Below are 24,498 nucleotides of genomic sequence, written 5' to 3'. Positions count from 1 at the left end.
TTCACTCTTCTTAAAGTTAAGAGTGCGTTAATGATGGGTTTCATAAGAGCTAAGACTCTGCTGCTACAATGGTATTATCGGGAGGCGATGAAAATGAAAAAAGGAGCAACGAATTATATATATGGTACAGCAATGACTGCAAAAACGGCATTAGCTGCCGGTTCACTAGCTTTACTTCTGGCCGCTTGCAGCGGAGAAAATTCAGCAGTGACCACCAATACAGGAGCTGTGCAAACAATGAGCCCCACTGAGACGACGAACCAATTACTTATGCCAGACGATCTGCCAAAGGCGCTGCTGGACGGCAAGTATAAAGAAATTTATGCCCGTTTTAATCAGCCTTTAAAGGATGCGGTAAGCGAAGCAGATTTAGAAAAGACGGGAGAGGAGTTTACGAATGGTATCCATACATTCGAGAAATCCTCTACTATACAGCTTAATGGTTACGACCGGCGCATATGGGTGAGTGACGAGGGGAATAAGGGGCTGCTCGGAATGTTTGATTCAGACGGAGTCATTACATCAATTCAAGTTCAGGAACTAACCTCCTCACCTGAAACCGATTCGAAGCTGAGTAAAAATAAATATGCTTTACCTTTTGAAGGCGACTGGTTTGTATTTTGGGGCGGCGAGAATGTTCTTGTGAATTATCATTATGAACTAGAGATTCAGCGATACGCGTACGATTTCATCCAAACAAAGGATCATTTTTCCTATAAAGGTGACCCGCTCAAAAATGAAAGCTATTATGCCTTCGGGAAAGAAATCATTGCTCCAGCGGATGGTATAATCATATCGGTAGTGAATGATATTTTAGATAATGCGCCTGTTGGGGTAATGAATCCGAATGAACCTGCTGGGAATAATGTCGTCATTGATCACGGTGGAGAATACAGCCATCTGGCGCATCTCAAGAAAGGCTCTGCAACAGTTAAGCCAGGAGACAAGGTCAAAAAAGGCGACGCCATCGGTCTGACCGGCAATTCAGGCAACAGCAGTGAGCCCCATTTGCATTTTCAGCTATCAGACGGACCCGAACTATTCACTGCCCGATCCATCAATGTGAAGTGGGAAAATGCGATGAAGCCGTCTCAAGGCGAAACCATTTCCTCAGCTAATTAAATAATAACTGGAGGAACAATATGATTGAATGGATTCAGCAAACGGATGGGATATGGCCATATATTGTTTTATTTTTACTCGCAGCAGCGCCGTGGTTGGATGTATTTCTAGTCGTACCTCTTGGCATCGTAGCAGGATTGTCGCCAGTAGCTGTAGCCATTATCGGCTTTGCAGGCAACTTTCTTTTGGTACTGCTCCTGGGCCTGTTTTTCAAACAATTTTCGAAGTGGAATACGAATCGGAAATTGAAGAAGGGCATTACCACAACATCAAAAAAGGAGACTCGAGCAAGGCGAATTTGGGAGCGTTACGGCCTTCCCGGACTTGCCCTGCTGGCTCCCCTTATTGTGGGCACCGACATCGCGGCTTTATTAGCTTTGTCATTAGGATCCTCGCGAAAACGCGTCATTCAATGGATGGCAGTCAGCCTTGCCGTATGGACCATTGTAATGGCGCTCGGCTCTGTTTATGGATTTAGCTATATGAAAATAATTTAATTGCGATGATCGAGCATACAGGCTCACTTAGATCCTATTGCTCAAACAGAAAAAAGGGTTATCTCACATTGGTGTATTCACCTTTGTAAGATAACCCTTTAGTATTTAGTCTTTTAAATCAAATTAGATTTTTTGAGAAGTCTTTGGATGATCACAGCCACTTCTGCTCTCGTGATTTCATTTTTAGGAGCAAGCACAGTACTGCTTCTGCCTGAGAAGATCTCCACTTGCAAGCAATCGAGGATGCTGCTCTTCGCCCATTCGGATGCGGCATTCGCATCTTTATAAGGAAGCAGCAATTCTCCAGCTTCACTTGCTGCAAGACTCGGTTTCAAGCCGGTGATTTTCATTGCTTTTGCAATGATCGCCATGGCTTGCTCTCTCGTTATTTTGTCCATAGGACGGAAGGATCCATCTTCATATCCGTTAATAAGACCATTTGCAAATGCGGTTTGAATATAACTGCTATACCATTCATTTTTGTTCACATCCGAGAATGACGATGAACTTGTCTCCAATTTCAAACCTAATCCCCGAACGATAATAGCAGCAAACTCCGCACGAGTAATCGATTTATTCGGATTAAACATTTCATTGCCAACACCCGTTATTACCATTCGTGAACCCATATCATTCACAGCTTCTTTTGCCCAATGCCGCTCTACATCCTTAAACGCAAGTGGATGCCAGACAATGGTATACGTGCTGTTCGTTAAGCTGTTCACTACGGCATAATACTTTTCGTTCTTAACGATAAGTCTAGTTGGAACATGACGAACAGATCCATTTGGTTCAACCACAATCCCTGTCGTTATTCGTTTAGGATCAACATCAGCTGGGATAGCTATCATTCTTTCTACATACGCATCGAATTTAGAAACTTCAATCGTTTTTCCATCATACGAAGCTCGCACTGTAAAATTAAGCGGTGGAACAACCATCTCAAACTGGCCTTTAACTGCTGCACTTTCCACCATTTTTATGGTATCTGCTAATGGCTCGGCAATCTCTATCTCGAGCTTGAGATCTTGAAGATTTAATTTTTTTCCAAAAAGCTTAGTGAGTGCATCGATACTGATCTGTGAAGCAGGTATCGAATACGTAAATTGATCATGTTGAAGGACTAAGATAGCTTGTTTTAGTTCCAAATCAGAAATGATCTGCCCATTTATCTGTGAAGCATAAACATCTGAGCTGCCTTTTAACGGAACCGTAATGACAGCATGCTGACCCTCAGACTCCAATCTGTTCTTAAGCTTATTAGGATCCACGATAATCGTTGTCACCTTTTGATTATTCACAATTGCTGTAGTCGCTTTACCTGCGTATTCAATTTTACCGTTCACCAGCACTTCAACATCGGTTTCTTCCGTTTTTGGCGGGTTGGGCTGTGAAGGTTCAATTGAATAAGTTGTTACCGTTACTACGTTCGAGTCGCCTGCATTCGCTCCGCCTGTTACAACTAAGCGGAAGTCATAACCTGTCGCTGCAGACAAGCCTGTTACCGTTGCTGTTGTTGCATTCGTGGAAAGAGCACCAGTTGTCGCTGTTGTCCATGTGTTTGCACCTGTTGGCGATTGCTCCACTTTAATGTTTGTTGCACCCGTTGCTGCGCTCCATGTGAACGTTGCGCTTGTTCCCGTTTTGCTTGCACTCGCGAAGTCTGTTAGTGCGATCGGGTTTGTCGTTACCGTCACGATATTCGAGTCGCCGGCATTTGCTCCACCTGTTACAACTAGGCGGAAGTCATAGCCTGTCGCTGCAGACAAGCCTGTTACTGTTGCTGTTGTTGCATTCGTGGAAAGAGCTCCTGTTGTCGATGTTGTCCATGTGTTTGCACCTGTTGGTGATTGCTCCACTTTAATGTTTGTTGCACCTGTTGCTGCGCTCCAAGTGAACGTTGCGCTTGTTCCCGTTTTGCTTGCACTAGCGAAGTCTGTTAGTGCGATCGGGTTTGTCGTTGCCGTCACGATATTCGAGTCCCCAGCATTCGCTCCGCCTGTAACTACTAGACGGAAGTCATAACCTGTCGCTGCTGACAAGCCTGTTACTGTAGCTGTTGTTGCATTCGTGGAAAGAGCACCTGTTGTCGCTGTTGTCCATGTGTTTGCACCTGTTGGTGTTTGTTCCACTTTAATGCTTATTGCATTCGTTGCTGCACTCCATGTGAAGGTTGCGCTTGTTCCTGTTTTGCTTGCACTAGCGAAGTCTGTCAGTGCAACCGGGTTTGTCGTCACCGTTACTACGTTTGAGTCGCCTGCATTTGCTCCGCCTGTAACTACTAGACGGAAGTCATATCCCGTTGCAGCGGACAAACCTGTTACCGTTGCTGTTGTTGCATTGGTCGCAATCACGCCTGTTGTCGCTGTTGTCCATGTGTTTGCACCTGTTGGTGATTGCTCAACTTTAATGTTTGTTGCGCCCGTTGCTGCGCTCCAAGTGAACGTTGCACTTGTTCCCGTTTGGCTTGCACTTGCGAAGTCTGTTAGTGCAATCGGATTTGTCGTCACCGTTACTACGTTCGAGTCGCCTGCATTTGCTCCGCCTGTTACAACTAGACGGAATTCATAACCTGTCGCTGCTGACAAGCCTGTTACCGTTGCTGTTGTTGCATTCGTGGAAAGAGCACCTGTTGTCGCTGTTGTCCACGTGTTAGCACCTGTTGGTGATTGCTCCACTTTAATGTTTGTTGCTCCTGTTGCTGCGCTCCATGTGAACGTTGCGCTTGTTCCCGTTTTGCTTGCACTCGCGAAGTTTGTAAGTGCGATTGGATTTGTCGTCAACGTTACTACGTTCGAGTCGCCTGCATTTGCTCCGCCAGTTACAGCAAGGCGGAAATCATATCCCGTTGCGGCGGACAACCCTGTTACCGTTGCTGTTGTTGCATTGATCGCAAGCGCGCCTGTTGACGCTGTTGTCCATGTATTTGCTCCTGCCGGGGATTGCTCAATTTTCAAGCCGGTTGCTCCCGTTGCTGCGCTCCATGTAAAGGTCGCCGATGTTCCAGTCTTGCTCGAATTAGCAAAGTCTATCAACGCAACTGAATTAGTAGTCACATTCACCACATTCGAGTTGCCAGCATTTGCTCCGCCAGTTACAACAAGGCGGAAATCATATCCCGTTGCGGCGGACAAACCTGTTACCGTTGCTGTTGTTGCATTGGTCGCAAGTGCGCCAGTTGCCGCTGTTGTCCATGTGTTTGCGCCAGTTGGCGATTGTTCAATCTTCAAGCTGGTTGCGCCCGTTGCTGCGCTCCATGCAAATGTCGCCGATGTTCCAGTCTTGCTCGTATTTGCAAAGTCTGCCAAAGGTACATTCATAGGAATTACTGTCAACGTTGCACTATTCGAGGTTGCCGCAGGCGAAGTACTACCCGAAGCGACTGCGCGATACTGGTATCCGCTCATTGCCGCTGTTGCGCCTTTTATAACTAAAGTTGCTGTTGTTGCTCCAGCGTAATCTGTATTATCACTAATATTTGTAAATCCCGCACCAGTGTCCACCTGCCATTGATACGAGCTCGCATTAGATGTAGCAACCGTGAAGGTCGCGTTGTCACCCTCATTGATCGTCGCATTGCTTGGATTGCTTGTAATCGAAGGAGCTGGCCTTGTCACAGGATCACCAATCTGAACGTTATTAATTGAAATCCACATTTCTGAATCTTGAGGAATTATTCGAATTTCATCAATATTGTCAAATGAAAAGTTTAATCCATTTGAGTGATCGAACGTAAACATCCATGGATCAACACTAATCGTTAGATCGACCCATTCTCCAACCTGAACACCATCATTAAAAGCACCAATTTTGACATCTTTATTGCCCGAATCGATTAACGTAATCGAATCTAAAGAGAAGTTTTGAGATGAATTTCGACTTTTAATCGTCCATATACTTTGGGATTCACTATCTGCATAACCAGCGGATAGTCCACTTGCACCAATTGTATCCGGATAAGGAATTTCATAAGTTAGAACTAAATTTTCATTTGGATTTGCAGCAGCCTTAGCCGAAAAATCAAGCGAAAAGCCCGGTATATCATCTGATCCTCCCTGCCCATCTGACACAACGGTTGCGTTGCCAGCAATACCAGCATTCGATTTAAACATAATAGTCGAAGCAATCGAAGGTGCTGTTACCGTTAACGTCGCACTATTCGAGGTTGCCGCAGGCGCTGTGCTTCCCATAGCAATGACTCGATATTGGTATCCATCCATTCCCGTTGTCGCACCCGTTATAGTTAACGTTGAGGCAGTCGCTCCACTATACGTTGAACTATTAACAATATTTGAAAATCCAGCACCCGTATTTACCTGCCATTGATAAGAGTTCGTATTAGACGCAGCAACCGTGAAGGTAGCGTTCTCGCCTTCATTAATCGTTGCATTGCTAGGATTTCCAATAATCAAAGGTGGTGAAGAAACTACGGCAGCAGCCTCTATAGTCGTGAAATTATATCCAAGTGAAAGAAACCGGCTGCCGTCATAAACCACATTTGTAAGAAAAGCTGCTACATTAGTTGCTTCTGAAGTCCAGCTTGCTCCATCCGGAGAAGATACAATTTTCCCTCCAATACCTGAAACCATAAACTGTCCCGCTCCGTATGCGATCCCTGTTAAGAGACCAGTAGCTGTACTATCTTGACTAGTCCAGTTCGAGCTGGTGCCATCTGACGAGGTAAATATTTTACCACTGGCTCCCACAGCAACAAATAGATTATTTGCATAAACAACGTTTCTGAAAATGAAGGATGAACCTGTTAAAGAGGAAGCAGTCCAATTCAATCCATCTGATGAATATGCCATTCTTGATCCTTGACCTACAGCAACATATGTTCCATTCCCATAAGCAACAGAGTAAAGAACAGTCGTGATAGCCGGACCTCCAGTAATTGCAGCTGATGTCCATGCCGTTCCGTCGCTAGATGTTAAAATCGTTCCGCTGTTTCCTACAGCAATAAACCGATTATTTACAAATTGGACACCTTGTAAGTTGCTTGTCGTATTAGAAGCTGCCAAATTCCAATTGGTTGCATTACTTGATACATAGATCGTACCGCCCGAACCAACTGCTACATAAGTGCCGTTGCCGTATGCAATACTTGAAAATCCATTTGCAGTTGGCGTTATCCGGCTTGTCCAATTCACTCGATCAGTGGAAGTAAAAATGGTGCCGCCAATCGTAGCCGAATTGTTATAGCCTACAGCAACATAAAGACCATTGTTATAGACCGTATCTGTGATGTTTGGTGTTACTGTTGTCCATTCGATACCATCAAGCGAATACATGATAGAGCCGCTATTGCCTGCAGCGACAAATTTTCCATTGCCAAATGTAATAGCCTGCATCGTGTTTCCATAGTTTGTTGTCCGTTCAGTCCAGCTCACCCCATCCATAGAAGTGAATGCTGTATTAGCATTGCTATACAAAACATACACGCCATTGCCATATGCACCTGCAAAAGCCTGCCAAGCTAAAGGAGTACTTGTCCAGGTAATGGCATCTGAAGATCTGTAGCTTGCAAGTATTGGACTGGAATCAAAAGCGTAAAAATGATTATTTAAAAATCCTATAAAGTTTATTGAACTATAATATGTACTGTTAAGCTGCTGTCCTCCGCCCCATGTTGATGGGTTTCCAGTGGCCGAATAATAAATTTTTCCGTTTGCATCGCCTAAGACATACTTACTGTTTCCATAGGATATGTTGTACAAATCGTTGGAAATTCCAGATGCAATGTATGTCCACGACTGCCCATCGCTTGATTTCAAAATAATGCCGGATGCTCCAACTGCCCAAAATGAACCATTTAAAAACTTCACAGAAAATAACTGATTCGACGTGTTGGATGTTGCTGCATTCCATGTAACAGCATCAGCAGAATATAAAATCGTACCACCTGCACCAGCTGCAACATAGACGTTGTTTCCATAATCCACTTCATTTAAGTTTTGAGTACTATTCGTACTTCTTGTTGTCCACTTTGCAGCATCCGAAGATGTAGCAATCAGACCGTTACTTCCTACTGCAACATAAACGCCGTTACCATAGCCCATTCCCAAAAACTGGTTGCTCGTATTATGAATAGGATTATTTAATGTATCCCAGCTTGATCCGGCTCCATATGTTGTTGATGAGAACCATATGATTTGAGAAAAAACGACGAGAAAACTAAGAATCATGAGTAAGGGAGCGCGAAAAAAACGAATACGCTTATACATAAATTCAACTCCAAATTAGATTTTTACAAGATGTGTCTTTTGATATAGCTCCGACTCAACTAAGAAAATGTCTAGCAATCTCCTTTCTAGTAAATGAACTGAATTTCCGATTCGTTTCTATGAAATGCTATCCAGTTGAAATTTCCTCCCAACCTTCCTTTCACCAAAAAATGTCAGTACTATAACTAATTTGATATTCGACAATATAGAATAAAATCCTCTTTTTTTTCGACATAAAATGTCGTTTTATTTCATGCAGAATCAATCCATAAACTGATGTTTTCTCCAAGCCGTTTTTTCAAGAAAAAAAAAAGCACTTAGGTTCAAACTCTAACTCACCTAAGCGCTTCTCTCTTCATCGATTCAATCAAACTTTACGAAGTCTTGCTCATATCTATTTGTATCTGCGGAACCTCAAAGGTCACCGTCGTTCCTTCTCCTGCTTCGCTTGAAATACCAAGGCCATTTCCGTACAAAGAGAGCAGTCTGCGGTGAATATTGGTTAAGCCAACGCCTGACAACTGCCGTTGCCCAAGCAATAGCGTACTGAGATCACTTTGCTTAATGCCAACGCCATTATCCGAAACTGAAATAATTAGCTTCTCCTCTGCCTCTTGAATACGTAATACGATCTTGCCCCCAGCGGCCTTTTGCATGACACCATGCCTAACTGCATTTTCTACAATCGGCTGAATGCTGAGCGGCGGTATAAATCCTCGCAGCTGTTTATCCACCTCATATACAACATTCAATCGTTTGCCGAACCGCGCTTGCTCTAATTTGACATAAGACTGAACAAGCTCAAGCTCCTTCTCCAAGCTGACGATCTGCTGACGATTCTGAAAATCGAAGCTGCTGCGTAAATATCGGCTTAAATTCAATAACAATTCTGTAGCCTTATCCGGATCATCAGGACATATTGAAATAATTGTATTGAGTGCGTTGTACAAAAAATGAGGTTTAATTTGTGCCTGCAGAAAAGCCAGTTCCGATCGAATAGCCGCTTGAACAGACTGTCTAAGCTCAAGCAAAGTTCGTACGCGAGCACGCAGCACAATACCGTCAACTGGTTTTGTTAAAAAATCATTGATCCCAGCACTAAACCCCGTTTGAATATCACCTGCCAGTTTTCTTGCGGTCAGCATAAGTACAGGCAGTTCAGACAACGAGTATCGTTCCCTTATCCTACGGCAAAGCTCTAGTCCAGACATCGCTGGCATCATCCAGTCTGTTATAACGAGATCAATCCGTCGCTCGCTGGATAGTACCTCCAGCGCTTCAGCGCCGCTGTCAACCGCAATGACTGTATAATTTTCCATAGACAATACATTTATTAATACTTGCAGGTTTACGGGATCATCATCTACTACTAACACAGTGAATGGATGTGTATCTTCTATCACTTCATTCCGATTCATCGCTGCTTGAAATGTTTTATTAAGCGCTAATGCTGGTTGAATCGCTGCTCTGCCGCTTTTACCAGCAGCAACCTCAGAAATAGCAGACAGCGCAGCTGAAGGAAGTGTAAATGAAAACGTTGAACCTATACCTAGCTGTGAATTTGCTTCAATATACCCGCCATTAAGTTCCACGAGTCTCTTCGTAATGTTCAACCCGATACCGGTGCCACTATAGCCCGATTGTAGATCCACAGTGGAAACGCTATTAAACGCCTTGAAAATGTCATCTAAACGATCCGCCGCGATGCCAATTCCAGTATCCGTAATGCTAATTTTCACCCATGAATCCACGACTTCCGCATAGATCCGAATTTCACCCTGATGCGTAAATTTCACCGCATTGCCAAGCAAATTAAATAAAATTTGACGCAGACGCTCCTCATCAGTATCGAGCAGCGGCATCTGCTGCGGCCAATCCTGCGTCAGGCTTACCCCTTTTTTATCGGCTAAATGCCCAATGACCTCGACTACCGATTGCGCTGCTGCTGATAAATCAACAGCTTGCCGATTCAGTGTAAGCTGTCCGTTTCGCAAGGTGGAAAAATCTAAAATATCATGAATCAGATAATTCAATCGTCTACCCGTTGATACAATCATAGAAAGCTGTCTTGCCTGATCGGTGTTTGGCGTCCCCGCTACACCCTCAAGCAAGGATTCTGCGATATTTACAATACCATGCAGCGGCGTTCGAAGCTCATGCGACGTATTCGCCATAAATTCATCCTTTAATTCATCCAAGGTCAACAGCTTGCGAGAGAGCTCTTCCACCTCATTAAAGGTGTGAGAGAAACGTCGAGCTAGCATGATTACTTGAACAATGACCAAGATAAGCAGCTCAAACGAGATAAAAAAATGATTTTCCAATAGACCAAATACTTGCATGACACTGACGATTATAAATACCAAAATGGTTATCGCACTCAAAAGCAAAAAATAGGCATCCCTCGATCGGCGCATAACACCTTTGACAAGGGTGTAAAGCACTACTCCAAAAGTAAATACTGAAAGGCCTATTCCCTTCAAAAACCACTGTGAATAAAGCATCGTCGGCAGCATGAATGCTGCAATAATGACGATAATCGTTGCAATATTGCTTGCCCGCCACACAAGCTTGTTGACAGCTCTTGGTACCGACACGTTCACATATTGCAATAAAAAATAATAACCGAATGCTGAAGAAATGTTCTGCAGCTTCATGATCCAATCGTAGCTAAGCTGAGGCAAGACCAGTGCAATCATCTTCTCGCCATGAGTACATACATAGAGCAGCAGAGCTAAGCAAAATAAAGCCAAGTAAAGCAACGAGCGCTCTTTTTTGCGCATGTAGAACAAAAGAAGGAAAAACATAGAAAACAATGCAAACCCGCTGATGTTCATAAATTCACCAAACAACGCGATGTCGCGGCTCTTGCGAATATCAGCCTCATAGCCAAACCAAATCGGATAGATGATGCCGCCCGAAGCATAGTTGAAATTGGATACTTGTACGATAATTTCAACATAGGATCTATCTACGGATACAAATCCAACATAAGGGATATTCGATGCGATATCTTCTTTATCTGAGACTCCCGGTACTCCGCTTGCTCCCACTTCCTGTCCATTTATAAATATCCGGTTAGCCATGCGGATATTTGTCGTTCGTATTCCGTAATGCGTTTTTGCTGTGTTGTTTAACTCCACTCTCAGCCTATAAGTACCGAATCCTGCTCCCTGCGGGTTGCCGTCCTCCGCTATATAGCTGTTCCACTCCGCTGGCACAGGAAAGAGGCCTGTTAGTTCAGGCCTCTTATAAGGAGAAATAGCTGGATCTGCGAATTGCTCTGGCAGCAGCAGCTGTCCACGATAAAATTCCCATTGACCATTCAGCGCGACAAGTCCTTCTGATTCGAAATTCCATTCCCGCAAATCCAACGTGCCAGCGCTTGAATGGGGTGCACTCTTCTCAATGGATTGATTATAAAAAAACTCGTTTACCGGAAAAGCTACAACAATAAGGAAAAATACAACTATCGTCCACCATTGCTTTCTCATCCCATCGTTGCCTCCTTGCCTAAATTCACGTCTTACTGGGATAATTGATGATATAAATCCGTCGTTTGCCTCTCAGGAATGACGCCTAGCTCCTGCAATAATAATTGCGCATAGGTTTCGTAGCAGCGGTTAAGCGATTCCGTATCCCCTATCTGAGCATAACCTGCAAGAAGCAATCTGCAAATTTCATCTGAGTATGGGAAGTTGATCTGAGCAGTCGTCAGTCTCTGGATAGCCGAATGAGCGCGGCCTTCCTCCAATTCATATCTTGCCATACTGCTAACCAGCCTAAAATAACGATGCTGCAAATTTATTCTTTTGGTCTCTGCCCACGCATAATTATGATCCTCCAAATAATCGCCTTTATAAAGAGAAATCGCATGCTCATACCGACTCCAATTATCCTGAAACTGATACGGGAGCTCAGCTACTGTCTCCTCAAACTCAGCTACATCGGTACGAATGGCAGCATACGGAAGTCGGTAGCTCTCACCTTGATACTCAACTGTGAAAGAAACTCCCCACTCACGCAGTAGCCATCTAATGCGTGAAACGGAATGGTGAAGGTAGGTAACCGCCTTGTCCAGCTCATACTCTCGCCAAAGCGTTTCAATAAGCCGCTCTCTCGTAACCCAAGCACCCTCCAAATGAAGAAAATAAGCAAAGAGCTCCTGCGCCTTTTTCGTTCGCCACTTCACCTTGCCGTTTAAAGCAGCCCCGCCTACAAGCTCAAGCCGTTTAAAGCATCGCACTGAAAGCTCATTTCGTTCCACTAGAGCTTCGAAGCTTTGTGCTTGATTGTTCAAAAGCTTCGCATATTCCTCAATACGATCTATCGTTTTTCCAATTCTCGCAGAATCGACCGGCTTCAATAAATAATCCAGCGCATGCAGCTCAAATGCTTCAACAGCATACGCTGAATAGGCGGTTACATAAACGATACGTATTGCAGGGTACAACTCCTGTATACGTTCAGCTGCTTCAAGGCCGTTCATCTCGGGCATGCCGATATCAAGAAACGCGATATCGGCATAACTGCGAGCTAGGTGATCAAGTCCCTCCATAGCAGAGGTATACTTGCCCACAACTTGAACCCGGCCATCTGCCCTCAGCAATCGTTCCAAATGTATCAATGCCGGCTCCTCATCATCCACTAATATTACCTTTAGCATTGATCCATGCCCTCCTCCTTCCATTGTTATTTTTCAGTGAGCCTTCTGCTATCGGTATGACCTAGTTTTATTTCGTTTTTACGACTCGAACTTGTCCATCTGGCAGCTTCTGCACATATCTAGAAGCAGCTTCAATATCTAACATAGCCCAGTGTTTTGGCGCGACATCCGGCCAGCTAGAGCTGACAGTTTCCTGCGGCACTGGACGGTTGAAGATTGCGTTGAGTACACGAACCGCTTCTCCGCGAAGCAGCAAACCATTCGGACGGAAGGTATGATCCGGATATCCCTTCATAAACCCTGCCTCTGCAACAGCAGCAACTTCATTTGATGCCCAGTGTCCCGTTAAGTCTGTAAAATCCGCCTTGGCAGTACCGCTTAGAGACAGCTTGTTCCAACGAGCCGCGATAACCGCTATCTCTGAACGAGAGACTCCGTCGCCCGGTCTAAACTTGCCTTGCTCGTCACCATTCATAATACCATGATTTTTCAACAGCGTAATCGCTTCTTTTGCCCAGTGATCGGAGACGACATCGCTAAACTCTGGCAGCTCTGTTTCATTAGGATTAGGCGCCGTTTCTTCCAGCAGGCTGGCGTTTTTCTTAAGCTCTTTGGCAAGTATGACTGCAAGCTCTGCACGAGTAATCGTTTTACTTGGACGGAAGGTTCCATCCGGATACCCCGTTACGTAAGGCTCATAAAGTTTGTCCTTCGTAAGCCGAACGACAGCAAAATTGCTGAATTTAGCAACATCAAATGCCATACCTTTCACGATTCCTTTTGTGTCATATTGCAGTGTTCCTGGCTGGAGCACCTTTTCTCTATCGCTATGCTCAATGTAAACAGCTAATTGAGCCTCAAGCTCCTTCGCAGCTGCACTGTCCTTTGCAATCTCAAGACCAGCTATCGGCAGTACGATGCGAGTAACACTATCCTTATAGTTCGTTTCAATTGCAGTAGGTTGGCCTAGCAGTTCAGCATCCCTGCCACCCAACTGCTTCTTAAGCTTCTCTTCGCCAAGCAGCCTGTCATAAATTTGCTTTTGCTTCGCTTGTTCGCGAATCGGTACAAAGCGGAGATAAAGCTCAATACCCGCTTCCTTGATATGACGAATCGTCTCTGGCGATAACGTCAATTCTGCTGTTGGCGTTGAGATGACAAGACTAATTCCGCTCTCGGCTAAAGCGGCAACTGCTTTTGACGGAACATTCAGCTTGATCTCATCGCTCGGATTATTAAGCAAATTCGTAATAACGATGCGAGCCGCATTCTGCTTCTGCAATTTCATCTGTGCAACAATTTCCTCCGCCTTAGCAAGCGGAATATTAACCGTATCTATTTTGCTGCCATCTCTAGCAACCGTTCTAGTAATGGTTACATTTGCTATTGCAGCATTTGAATCCCCTGATGCGACAGTCGCTAATCGATCCGGCGTTGCATACGTTGGTTTCCGAACGATTTCAATCGAATATTGCCTTGAGCTGCTGCGGTCAGCAGACTCGACTCCAATCACAATTAGATTTGTACCAACCTTTAAACTTACAGTCTGATGCACGCCTTTCTCAACTGGCCTACCATTTATGGTCAGTATAGCATCAGAATTTGAGGTGTTGGCAAGCACAGTCACATTCGCGTCTTCTATCTCTGACTTCAGCTTATAGCTGAGCTTGCTCGCAGAGAATGCCGGCAGCAATTCTAATCCAGAGATAGAAAGCTCAGTTAACGACGGCGCTGGTGCTGCAGAAGCAGACTGCTTGATAACAGCAAACTTGTAAGTCGCAACAGTACCATCCTCTGCTGTTACATCCAGTCGAACAGGTTGAATTCCGCTGCGCAAAGGAAGCACATGCGTTCCTCCGCTGCCGAGGTCAACTTCGCCATCTGCTATACGAATGACTGCACTCGGACTAGCTGCTTCCATAGCAATGCTAAGAGCCGCAGAATCGGAAGGCGCTATGATCTGGTAATTCATCTCATTCCCTGCAAAAGCACTCGTTAGCACTCCTCCGCTTACCGTTAGCTCCTTTAATTGTGCATTGCTGTCCTTCGCACGAATAACCTTAACGTTATAGGTTTTATTCTCTTGTCCATTTGGAGCGATAACCTGTATGGCTACATGGGTCTCTCCCACCTGTACTGGCACAGAAATCCCAGCTTCGCCAATCTGCTCGCCATTTACACGAATCGTAGATCCTTGCTTATAAGCTTCAGCCGCAACGCTTACCGCATTCGTATTATTTTCGACATACACGCTATAATCGGTATCAGCACCATTGAATGCTGGTTCTGTCAGCAGCTCCTCTGTCCCTGCCCGCATCGTGAGGCTCTTCAGAACAGCGACATCCGACGCCTTGCTTCTCACTTCAATGACGTATGTCTTTTCACTTGTATCTGCTCCTGATACCTTCACCTGCGCTGTAGTTACGCCATTGCCAATCGGAGCATCAAGCTCTGCGTAACCCTCCGCGTTCAACGGTACATTGTTCACTGTTACAATAGAATCTATTGCAGCAGCTACAGCATATAATCGAACCTTGCCTTCTTCTATTACCGTCTCATATTTGCCCGTCATATCTGGATGGAAAGGCTGGGATAGAACACCCTTGTCCAGCTCTAGCGCTGCAAGATCAGAAGGCTTCACCTTGGACTGCTCCTCGGTCTCTGTTCCCTGCACCACATCAAATCGATATTCGACTCGATTGCCGACTTCATCTTCCACTTCGACGATTACAGTATGAAGGCCAGCTTCATCCCACACAATCGGAGCAAAATAATTAAATTTCCCTTCTGCGTTGACTGGAACAGCTCGTCCGTCAACGGTCAGCAAAGCTCCTATTTCCGTTTGACCAACCATAGGTATACGGCTGCCATATACGACCTGCCCATTGAGAGGCTCACGAACAAGATCCTCATTCTGCTTGCCTGCTACATACAAGAATGGCTCCGTACGGTCTACGTACAATTTCCTATAATCAGAGCTGTAATCGCCGCGCACGTTAACCGCTTCAATTTCAATCGTATAATCAAGCTGCTCTAGCGGCTCATTCGTTTCTTTGCCTAGTAGCAATTCATTCAGATTGAACGATGCGATCGTATTGGCTTCGGTATCCTTGGACTGCAACAATTCCCCGTTTACGTAAAGATTAAGCTTTGCTGCTTGATCACTAGTCAGCTCTACACTAACCTTTTCCGCAGCTGTGTTAACCATAATCTCCTCTTGCTCATCATAACTTTTGTAAGTGCTTGTTTTCTGCTTAGCACCAAAAGTATTAAAAGCAACGTTAAGCTTTGCCCGTTTCGGATTAGGCAAAAACGCCTCCACATTAGCTGACACTGGACTAACAACAACTTTGCCATTTTGCTCGCCAACCGCCATCGCATTGATGGTGTAGCTGTGCTCCGGCTTGTACCCGGATATAATGACGTCCTGCCAATCTCCGACCATAGGATCTGATCCGAATGTATCCGTTACAGTTTTTCCTTCATCATCCTTATAGCTGACCGTCAACTGGTAATATTCTAGTCCTTCGGCCTTAATGGAAGGAAAACGCAGTGTAAGCTCGCCGTTTCCAGTTGAAGTAATCGCAAGTTGCTTCGGCTGAGGCAGCATGACTTCAGCAGTCAACTGTACAGGCTCAGACGTTACCGCAAACAGCGGTGCAATTTCATCACCTTCCGCCACCATAGACAACCAGTATTGACCCGGCATAAATTCATCCGGAATGTCAATCGTTTGAATGCCTGATGCAGGAAGATCCTTCAAAATAACCGGCCCGATTGCCTTATTGGACTGGTCGGTTACCATTAAGCTTACTTTGGTTCCCTGCTTAGCATGGTCCACGTTCCATTTTACTTTGAAGCGATTCGCGCCTTCTGTCTCCGGTACTGCACTAAATTCGCTAATTTCAGTTACAGGATCGAGCTCATACATGCTTGCTTGAATAGGCAGTGAGGAGCGAATTTCCCATTTTCCTGTTTGTTCGATATCAACAGCGACATAAAGCATATCCGCATCTGCAACAAAAGGCAGATTCGATGTAAATGTCATATCGCCGTATTTATCCGCTTCCTCATCTTCCTCTGCAACTGCTGCTTGCAGCACCGCATTGTAGTTTTTGGCATTCTCGTCCTCAAAAACAACCGGAATGGCTTTGTTATCAGGTGCAATAATTTGGGTATCGCGAGAACCACCTGTTAACATAAACATATATCGACCTGGCTTATCGATTTGCAAACTCGTCGTATACTCTGCTGTTCCATTTGAGAAAAACGGAATTAAGCTGTCGTATTGCTCATCACTGCGGAAGGCACGTATGGTCACGAATTGTTTGCCGCGAACGGTCCAAAGACCCGCTTCCTCTTCCTCCGCTTGCACCAAAATCGTCCATTTTTGTTTATCAGCCTCATAATATGCATTCCAGTTTGATTCGCTGCGATCCGCTTGCAGCGGATATACCGAGCCATCTGGGCGATACAGTACCGCAGACTCATCCGCCTGATCGATTTCAAGCAAGGTCTGACCGCTTTTCAGGTTGACTTCAGTACGAAGCTCACCGCTTGTTATCCAGTCTTTCAGCTCCCCAATCGCGGTATGCTCTCCAAGAGCAAATACCTTAGCCGGCGTTTTCTGTCCTGCTTCAAGCAGCCATTCGCCCGGCTGAGCTACATCGATCAACAGATAAAGCTTACCGCTAACTGGATCGACAAAATGATTCCAGCCTGATTTAAGTGAATCCGACTCCAGACCATATTCACGGCCATCTGGCTTGTACAATTTCACAGCGCCTTTAGGCTGGTCAAGCTCTACCAGCTTCAAGCCGCGCTCCATCATATCTATTGCTGTTAGCTTCAATTCAGGTGCAGCAGCCCAACGTGCTGCTAGCTCAGTAAGACTGAGCGATTCATTTAGGAATGTAAGCTCGTACAATTCCACTTGCAAAGAGTGCGATGCAGCCAGCTTCCAATCTTCATTCGCTGTTAGTTGTAAACGGATATACGTTTTATCCTCATCTTCACGATATACGGCAGAAATAGCACCATTACCAGCCTTCTCCGTGTCAGGGAACTTGAGCGATGCCACGCTTTCATCCGAACGAATGATTGAAAGATCTTCCTGATTGCCATCCAGCACAAGCAGCGCTTTGAAACTATGGTCTGCCTGCAATGTGTATTGAATCTGCTCCTGCTTCGTAAAGCTGGCTTGCGGTGAATTCTCACGCAATGCAGCCGTAAACTGACCCAATAAAATACGACCGCTTGCAGCCGTATCTACGCCTATCTCACCCTGCTGCAGCACATCCTTCTGAAGCTTCAGCAAGTAACCTTTATCCTCTGTGAGTAAAGGATTCGTAAGTGGTGTAAAAGAAGTATCCGCGAATGCGCTTGTGAACAGCAAAGCACTGCTGCTTAGCAATGGCATCGAGCGAGCGCTCGGCGGCTTAACCATATTTTTTTTCATTCTCTCAATTTCTCTCTTCATATCCTTGCTCGCGCCAAGGCTGAAGTCGAAGCTGTTCGGAGCAAACATATACTTGGCAGAACCACCGAACCAGCCTGAACCAACCGATCCAAAAATCTCACGATTGTTTACGCCGACATCAATGCCGCCAAAGCTTTTGCCGCCGATAACCGACACCCAGTTCGGTATTTTTATGCGTGCACTAACAAAACCTGCATAGCCGCTTTTCGCAAAATATTGTGCGAACAGCTGACCGACCACAACGTCTACCAGATTCAAGTTCGCATCCAATCGGAAGCCTGCACTGCTGTACTCTTTAAAGCCCGCTGCGTTCCAAATGGTCAGAAAATCCAAATTCGCAACCGGAACCCAGTAAACAGCCAGCTCTCCGGACGCTTCAAAATGATAACGCGATAATCCTACGCTCAAATTGTTGCCGTTCACCATATTGTAGCCTTTGATCTCAGGCGCAATGACATCTGATGCACCGCCAAACGCTTTCAACGTAAACGGTACTTCGCTCTGGCTCGCTAGATTTGAAAACCCGCCGCCAAGACGAGTGAGCTGTGCCCCCGTCGAGCCAAGCTTGATTTTGCGGCGAACGCCAAAGCTAAGCGCATCAAGCTTCCCGCGTTTGAACTGAATATCCGCTTCAAATCCAACCTTCTGCTTGCGCAAATCGAAGGATCCTCCCGCACCATAGAGCGGAATGCGTGTATCAAGCCGGAAGCTCAGCTCAGCACCCTCGAGCGGACCTGCCTCAAACTCGCCTGCAATACTGAATTTACCAGCAAAATCGAACCGTTCGCGCTTGAACTCTAACGCTTCAATCTCCGATTCGCCTTTAATTTTGGTCGTTCCTGCACTGAAATCTACTTTAACATCCCCGCCGAGCCTTACCCCGCCTGCTATAAAAGTAATTTTCTTCAATGTAATCGGCAAATTCAAGCTCAAATAATCAGATTGCATATCACCAGCAAGCTCGATAACGAACTCGGCTGAATTAAACTCAAAGGAGCCAAGGAACAACGTATACATAATGCCAGCTTTTTCAACATAAAGCCGTCCGACACCCGTTACATACGTATCTACACCCGTCTTATTAATCGTCAGGCTCGTTCCTTTAAATTTAATATATTCATTCAGCATGACCACTTGATTTATGTTGTTTAGCTTAAATATACCAAGCTCCGAGGGATTTTCCGTGAACGGCCCTCTAATAGCCATTTGACTAATATCTTCATTGTCCGAGTCTGTACTAGGAATGATAATTTCATTATAATCGCGCGGCTCATATACGCCGGTTGAAGTAATAAGCAAAGCGCCTGAGAGAACAAAATCATCGTAAAAATCGTGATTAAGCTCCAAATCATATTTGCCATCCGGCAATTCATCCGTCCAAGTCAGCTCTAGCTCCTGATTATTGCGAACGTTTGGCGTCAACGGATACAACTGCCCGCCTTGGCTTTTGAGTGAATAATGAATATTAGAAGCTGGCTTTCTCCACAAATTGGTGATGCCCTCTCCGACGACGACCAGCCTCTTCTTATCTTTCGTATGCAGCACCGATGGCGAAGCACGGTCATAACGCAGGTCTGGAACCACCATAGCCGGGTCCTCAAAAAACTTGAACGTAGAAACTGCGCTGTATGCCGTCCCCACAACATTTGTCGCATACACGCGTGCTTCGTAGTCGACCTGCCACTTCAAGCCGTTAAGATCAATGGTGACTGCACCAGCCTCAGCCGACAAATGAGCCTTCTTCTGCCATGTGGTTTGACCCGCTTCACGGTATTCTATCCCAATTTCGCTGAGCGCTTTGCCTTTCACATTAGCAGAGAACCTTGCTAGATCATTCGCTTTGTTGTTCTTGTCCATCAATATCGTTGGTGAACCCGTTATGCTCACGAGCGGCAAGGTAGGCAAAGGATTGCCGAATGTAAACGTCTCATTCGTTAGTCCTCCCCATTCATGGTTTCCGCCGAATACGACAAAGTTATAGCCATCATACGCCATGCTCATATAGCTTCCTGAGCCTGGACCGCCTTCTATGCCGCCGCCCGGCCCTTTGCTCTTACCAGACCATACCGACCAAGCGCTCCCGTCCCAGCCGAAAGCAGCCTTCTTCCCTTGATCATCCTGCGAATTTGCGATAGGCCGTTTTTTGTTTGGCGTAACCGCACTATTGCTCGGGTTGATCCAATCGAACTCTCCACCATAGAAGACGACTCTCCGTCCATCGTAGGCCATCGCTTGCCCCCAGCGGCCCCAGTCCTGCGCTTCAACCTTTGGAGCGCTGTCATTCCAAGTCGTTCCGTCCCATGCCCATAACGTATTCGAACTGATTTGATAGGCTGTTCCGCGAATTTCATCACCAATATTACCGCCATAAAGCACGGCATGCTGCCCGTCATAAACCATCGAGCCCGAATAAGTGGCCGGAGGGTTTTGGGCAGGTGTCCGCTGTTCCCAGCTCGTTCCGTTAAAAATCCAAGTATCCGCTAATCTATTCTTAGTAGAACCAGACAGCGTATAACCGCCGAACAGCACCAAGTTTTGTCCATCATAGGCAAACTGAGCGCCAGCACGTGCCGATGGAGCTGGGATTAGCAATGGTTTCCACTGCAATACCTCACCATGCCACACCCAAATATCGTTCAAGACGCCTGAAGCCCCCTCGCCTCCGAACATCACGACGCGCTCTAGGTTAGGATCATAGGTTATCGCCGCTCCTTTGCGGGCAACAAGGCCACTTGGCACACTCGAGTCAGCGAGCTTTTGCCATTGCTTGGTTTCGCCGTCCCACAGGAAGTTATCCTTCACCAGCCCGGAAGTGCCTTCTCCCCCGAACATAATGACCTTTCCGTTCTTTTCATCAAATGCCATAGCAGCCCCCATACGCGGGCTAGGCTTAATGTTCGATTCTATTTTCTCCCATCCATAATCGGAGAACTTATCAGCAGCTCCGGCAACAGCCAAAGACTCCAGATCGTAGGAGGAGCTTGTTACTGTAGGATCTTCCACCTCTGTGTCAGCTGATTCCTGAGCGAAAATTTGCTGCCCCGATCTGCTTGGATATACAGGATAAATCGATGTAAGCAGCACCACTGCGAGCAGCATGCTGACTACTCTGACAAATGGTTTATGTATCATAAAAAAATCCCTCCTGAGTCTTCTATCATCGTTGATATAGCAATAAATACCATTATAGTAGTTGGCTCTGGACATGTTCTAAACATATTTCGACATGATTCTCGCTCTGGATAACAAGATAAATAGGAAAGCTTCCTTGAGGATCAAAAGGCAGCCTACATCTTATAAACACAAAAAAGGCAGCCCCGCACATGAAGCCATGTGTTGGACTGCCATTCTTTATCAATCATCTGCAAGCTATGCTTCTTCTTTCTTAAGCTCCTCCAAAAAGGGCTGGAGTTCAGGCCTTGCTGCCGGATCTTTCAAATCAAGGCTCCGCAGCGCATCCACCGCGATTCGAAGCACCGCATAATTGCGATACCAGCGATTATCAGAGGGGACGACATACCATGGCGCCGCTTTGCTGCATTTTTCAAACAGCTCCTCGTAAAGCTCGCTGTACTGCTTCCAAGACTTGCGCTCCTTTAAGTCGGACGGGTCGAACTTCCAATTTTTTTTCGGATCTTCAATACGGCTTATTAGCTTCTCCAGTTGGAACTGCTTCGATATGTGCAAAAAGATTTTGACCACTTTCACCCTGCTGCCCGCTAAAAGAGCCTCAAAATGATTGATATGCTTAAACCGCTCCTTCGCTTCCTCGCTCTTTACCGTACCATGGATTCGCGTGATCAAAACTTCCTCATAGTATGAACGGTTAAATACAGCTATCTGGCCAAGGGCAGGCACGGCAACATGTGTTCTCCATAAAAAATCATGCCGCGCTTCCTCCTCTGTTGGCGTCTTAAAGCTATGGGCAGAAATGCCCTGCGGATGAAGTCCGGCAAATACTTTTTTGATTACACCATCCTTGCCGCTGCAATCCATGCCTTGAAACACAAACAGCACGGCATGCTCTTTGCTCGCGGCAAGTTTTTCTTGCAGCTGCTGCAGCTCAAGCTCAAGCTCCTTCACTGCCTGAACGACCTCTTCTTTATTCGAAAAGCGCCCCGTATCCTTCGGATCGATGTCCTTCAGATCCACCTTTTTCTTCTCTGGCAGTTTGTAGCTTTTGGACATTTGCTCACAGCCTCTCCAGTGTTTATTTACTTATTAGTATCCCACCAGCGCCTCTCCTAAACAAGCAGCTGGTCGCTATTTTGGCACACCAGAGCGAGAAGAAGCAGAACAAAGCGGACCACACAAAGGCAGGTATACCGGTTACGTCGCTTAAACCAGCCGCATCCCCAGCTGATGCGGGCTCCGTAATCGCAAGATAGAGCAACACAAATGGACTAATAATGGATTCCACTAAACAAATAAAAGCGATCAGCAAGTAATAAAAGTGTCTGAGCCAGCGAGGAGCAGCAAAATAAATAAGTACCGTCAATGCTAGGAAACCCGCGCTCCAAGCCATGCCGTAATCATTTCGAACAAAAAGCGCGAGCGCCACTCCAGCTGCTATCGCAACGATCGCGAGTCCAAAACGTGCTTTTCCTTTTGCATATAGAAAGAAAAGCAGCAGCGAGAACAAAGCTGAGCCCGTATAGCCGGCAAGCGCAATCGGGATTAGCATCCAGCTGTCCGTGTACGAGGTATAAGTCACTCCGCTTTGGTCAGCGTACAAATAAATATGCAAGACGCTTCCCTTAAGCAGCAAAGCTGCAAGCGCATGGGCAAGCTCGTGGACTAATGTATTCACATTTTGAAAAAAAGCCGAGAACGGAATGAACCTAGTTAAAAAAGCAGTAACGATAATAATAGCCGTCATTCGCAACCAAGAAAACATGCTTTAGCCTCCAAGTCATATACCGCTATTCTAACTCTTCTTACGTATGAAAAAGATTTATTTTTCAAAAGATGCTAATACGGGTAAGTAAAAGTATAGACGCGAGAGGAGAGATATGATGGGACATTATATTGAGGTTGAGAAAAAAGTTAAACTTTATGTTGAGGATATAGGCTCCGGCAGCCCCGTTATCTTCTTGCATGGTTGGCCGCTGAACCACAAAATGTTTGAAGCTCAGTTCACCCTGCTATCTGAGCAAGGTTATCGCTGTATTGGGATCGATCAACGCGGCTTTGGCAAATCCAGTGCTCCCGCAGCTGGCTATAGCTACGATCGGCTAGCAGATGACGTAAAGGCTGTTATTGATTATTTGAAACTGGATCAAGCCTATCTCGTTGGTTTCTCGGTAGGAGGAGCAATTGCCGTCCGCTATATGGCGCGCCATGGCGGTTACGGCATTCGCAAGCTCGCACTTCTAGGCGCAGCAGCTCCCTCATTCACGCAGCGTGAAAATTACCCGCATGGCATGACACAAGAGGAAGCGAATGATCAAATCGCTGCAATCAAAAAAGACCGTCCGCAGCTGCTCCGAGATTTCGGCGAGAAATTTCTAGCCGATCAAGAACCAAACGCCATCAGCCAGCCATTCAAAGATTGGCTGCAGCTGCTCGGCTTAGAGGCATCCGCGTGGGGGTCAATCCATACGTTCGAGTCGCTGCGCGATGAGGACTTGCGGAAGGATGTGCTGCAAATCAAAGCTGCGACGACGATTTTCCAAGGCAATCTGGATCAAATATGTCCACCAGAATTCGCCAAGCAGCTGCTTAGCGGCATTGACGGCTCTACGCTCGTTACGTTCGAGCAAAGCGGCCATGGCATGCTCTTCGACGAACCAACTAGATTCAATGAGGAGCTGCTCGAATTTTTGAAATAAAAAGCTGAAAAGGAGCCGTATTAATCGGCTCCTTTTTCTACATGTTATGGAGCTCAGCTAGCTCTATCTTGTACTTATTCAATAAATGGTGAAAGCGCTGGAAATCGCTTGAAAGAACTTTTATTTTCCGTTTGATCCTCAGCTTCCGCTTATGATCCTTGTCTTCCAGCATAAACTGATCAATATTTTTATCCAGCTTCTCCCGAAGCGTAAGGATAATGCCGATCGCAATATGCGAGCGTTCCATCTCCTGTAAATCTGCAGCAAGCGCTTCGCCAAGATGCTCCATTGTTTGCTGTTGAATCGTTAATGATTTATCAATTATGACCTGCTCAGGTGTAGAGTCCTCACGAAATGCCTGACCGGGAACATCATCCCAAAACAGGTTCCACTCTTCCAACTGTTCAACCTCAAACAATAAATATTTATGAAAACCGCATAACCATGCTGTACAGCTTGTATTTCGCAATTGGCAGCCTACCCCATCGAGCAAATGGAGGCAATCGCGGCAGCATGATCCGCTGTTTGCTATACAAACTTTGCAAATATGATCTGCTCCCCATTGCTGCAAAACGGTCATGCCGTTATCAATAAGGCTTGTCCTGCTCACTGTAGAAGGCCGTTGAATAAGGGGGCGGTTTGCTTGATCTGTATGTTCACCCTGCTTCATGTGTGGCAT

10 protein-coding genes are annotated in these 24,498 nt (G+C 45.8%); 3 read left to right on the top strand and 7 right to left on the bottom strand.

The annotated features are described in order from the left end of the window. Nucleotides 1-93: 93 nt before the first annotated feature. Entirely contained in the window at nucleotides 94-1,122 is a 1,029-nt protein-coding gene (locus ACIFSR_RS10975) for a peptidoglycan DD-metalloendopeptidase family protein (RefSeq protein ID WP_430057361.1), read from the top strand. Between the two features lie 20 nt (nucleotides 1,123-1,142). After that, complete coding sequence (locus ACIFSR_RS10970) at nucleotides 1,143-1,619, top strand: small multi-drug export protein (protein WP_339207415.1); 477 nt, start codon at nucleotides 1,143-1,145, stop codon at nucleotides 1,617-1,619. Between the two features lie 113 nt (nucleotides 1,620-1,732). Here the strand turns inward: ACIFSR_RS10970 and ACIFSR_RS10965 are convergent, their stop codons facing one another. From ACIFSR_RS10965 to ACIFSR_RS10940, 6 genes are all read right to left on the bottom strand, one after another. Further along, complete coding sequence (locus ACIFSR_RS10965; RefSeq protein WP_430057359.1) at nucleotides 1,733-7,843, bottom strand: S-layer homology domain-containing protein; 6,111 nt, start codon at nucleotides 7,841-7,843, stop codon at nucleotides 1,733-1,735. Nucleotides 7,844-8,217: 374 nt separating this feature from the next. Beyond that, on the bottom strand, nucleotides 8,218-11,337 hold the full coding sequence (locus tag ACIFSR_RS10960) for an ATP-binding protein (protein ID WP_430057357.1): 3,120 nt from the start codon (nucleotides 11,335-11,337) through the stop codon (nucleotides 8,218-8,220). Between the two features lie 32 nt (nucleotides 11,338-11,369). Next, nucleotides 11,370-12,509: a response regulator gene (locus ACIFSR_RS10955; RefSeq protein ID WP_430057355.1), complete on the bottom strand. Its 1,140-nt coding sequence runs from the start codon at nucleotides 12,507-12,509 to the stop codon at nucleotides 11,370-11,372. A 67-nt stretch (nucleotides 12,510-12,576) separates the two neighbouring features. After that, complete coding sequence (locus tag ACIFSR_RS10950) at nucleotides 12,577-21,120, bottom strand: cadherin-like beta sandwich domain-containing protein (RefSeq protein WP_430057354.1); 8,544 nt, start codon at nucleotides 21,118-21,120, stop codon at nucleotides 12,577-12,579. A gap of 237 nt (nucleotides 21,121-21,357) precedes the next feature. Continuing rightward, nucleotides 21,358-22,176 carry a PPK2 family polyphosphate kinase gene (locus tag ACIFSR_RS10945; protein ID WP_430057353.1) on the bottom strand — a complete coding sequence of 273 codons (819 nt, stop codon included), beginning with the start codon at nucleotides 22,174-22,176 and terminating at the stop codon, nucleotides 21,358-21,360. Nucleotides 22,177-22,198: 22 nt separating this feature from the next. Beyond that, complete coding sequence (locus ACIFSR_RS10940; protein WP_430057351.1) at nucleotides 22,199-22,885, bottom strand: M50 family metallopeptidase; 687 nt, start codon at nucleotides 22,883-22,885, stop codon at nucleotides 22,199-22,201. Between the two features lie 118 nt (nucleotides 22,886-23,003). On the opposite strand from ACIFSR_RS10940, the gene ACIFSR_RS10935 reads away from it, so the two are divergent. Further along, nucleotides 23,004-23,819, top strand: coding sequence for an alpha/beta fold hydrolase (locus ACIFSR_RS10935; protein WP_430057388.1), 816 nt, complete (start codon nucleotides 23,004-23,006; stop codon nucleotides 23,817-23,819). 37 nt (nucleotides 23,820-23,856) lie between these two features. Here the strand turns inward: ACIFSR_RS10935 and ACIFSR_RS10930 are convergent, their stop codons facing one another. Then, entirely contained in the window at nucleotides 23,857-24,498 is a 642-nt protein-coding gene (locus ACIFSR_RS10930) for a hypothetical protein (RefSeq protein WP_430057350.1), read from the bottom strand.

It is taken from the genome of Paenibacillus sp. NRS-1760 (genome assembly GCF_050467785.1).
Taxonomy (GTDB): domain Bacteria; phylum Bacillota; class Bacilli; order Paenibacillales; family Paenibacillaceae; genus Pristimantibacillus.
Note: the sequence above shows the minus strand (reverse complement) of the source record. Positions and strands in the feature narration are given on the sequence as shown.

Bases quoted from the DNA above. Each gene is read 5' to 3' on its own strand.
- ACIFSR_RS10975 (WP_430057361.1), top strand. From the start codon at position 94: ATGAAAAAAGGAGCAACGAATTATATATATGGTACAGCAATGACTGCA.
- ACIFSR_RS10970 (WP_339207415.1), top strand. From the start codon at position 1,143: ATGATTGAATGGATTCAGCAAACGGATGGGATATGGCCATATATTGTT.
- ACIFSR_RS10965 (WP_430057359.1), bottom strand. From the start codon at position 7,843: ATGTATAAGCGTATTCGTTTTTTTCGCGCTCCCTTACTCATGATTCTT.
- ACIFSR_RS10960 (WP_430057357.1), bottom strand. From the start codon at position 11,337: ATGAGAAAGCAATGGTGGACGATAGTTGTATTTTTCCTTATTGTTGTA.
- ACIFSR_RS10955 (WP_430057355.1), bottom strand. From the start codon at position 12,509: ATGCTAAAGGTAATATTAGTGGATGATGAGGAGCCGGCATTGATACAT.
- ACIFSR_RS10950 (WP_430057354.1), bottom strand. From the start codon at position 21,120: ATGATACATAAACCATTTGTCAGAGTAGTCAGCATGCTGCTCGCAGTG.
- ACIFSR_RS10945 (WP_430057353.1), bottom strand. From the start codon at position 22,176: ATGTCCAAAAGCTACAAACTGCCAGAGAAGAAAAAGGTGGATCTGAAG.
- ACIFSR_RS10940 (WP_430057351.1), bottom strand. From the start codon at position 22,885: ATGTTTTCTTGGTTGCGAATGACGGCTATTATTATCGTTACTGCTTTT.
- ACIFSR_RS10935 (WP_430057388.1), top strand. From the start codon at position 23,004: ATGGGACATTATATTGAGGTTGAGAAAAAAGTTAAACTTTATGTTGAG.
- ACIFSR_RS10930 (WP_430057350.1), bottom strand. From the start codon at position 24,498: ATGCCACACATGAAGCAGGGTGAACATACAGATCAAGCAAACCGCCCC.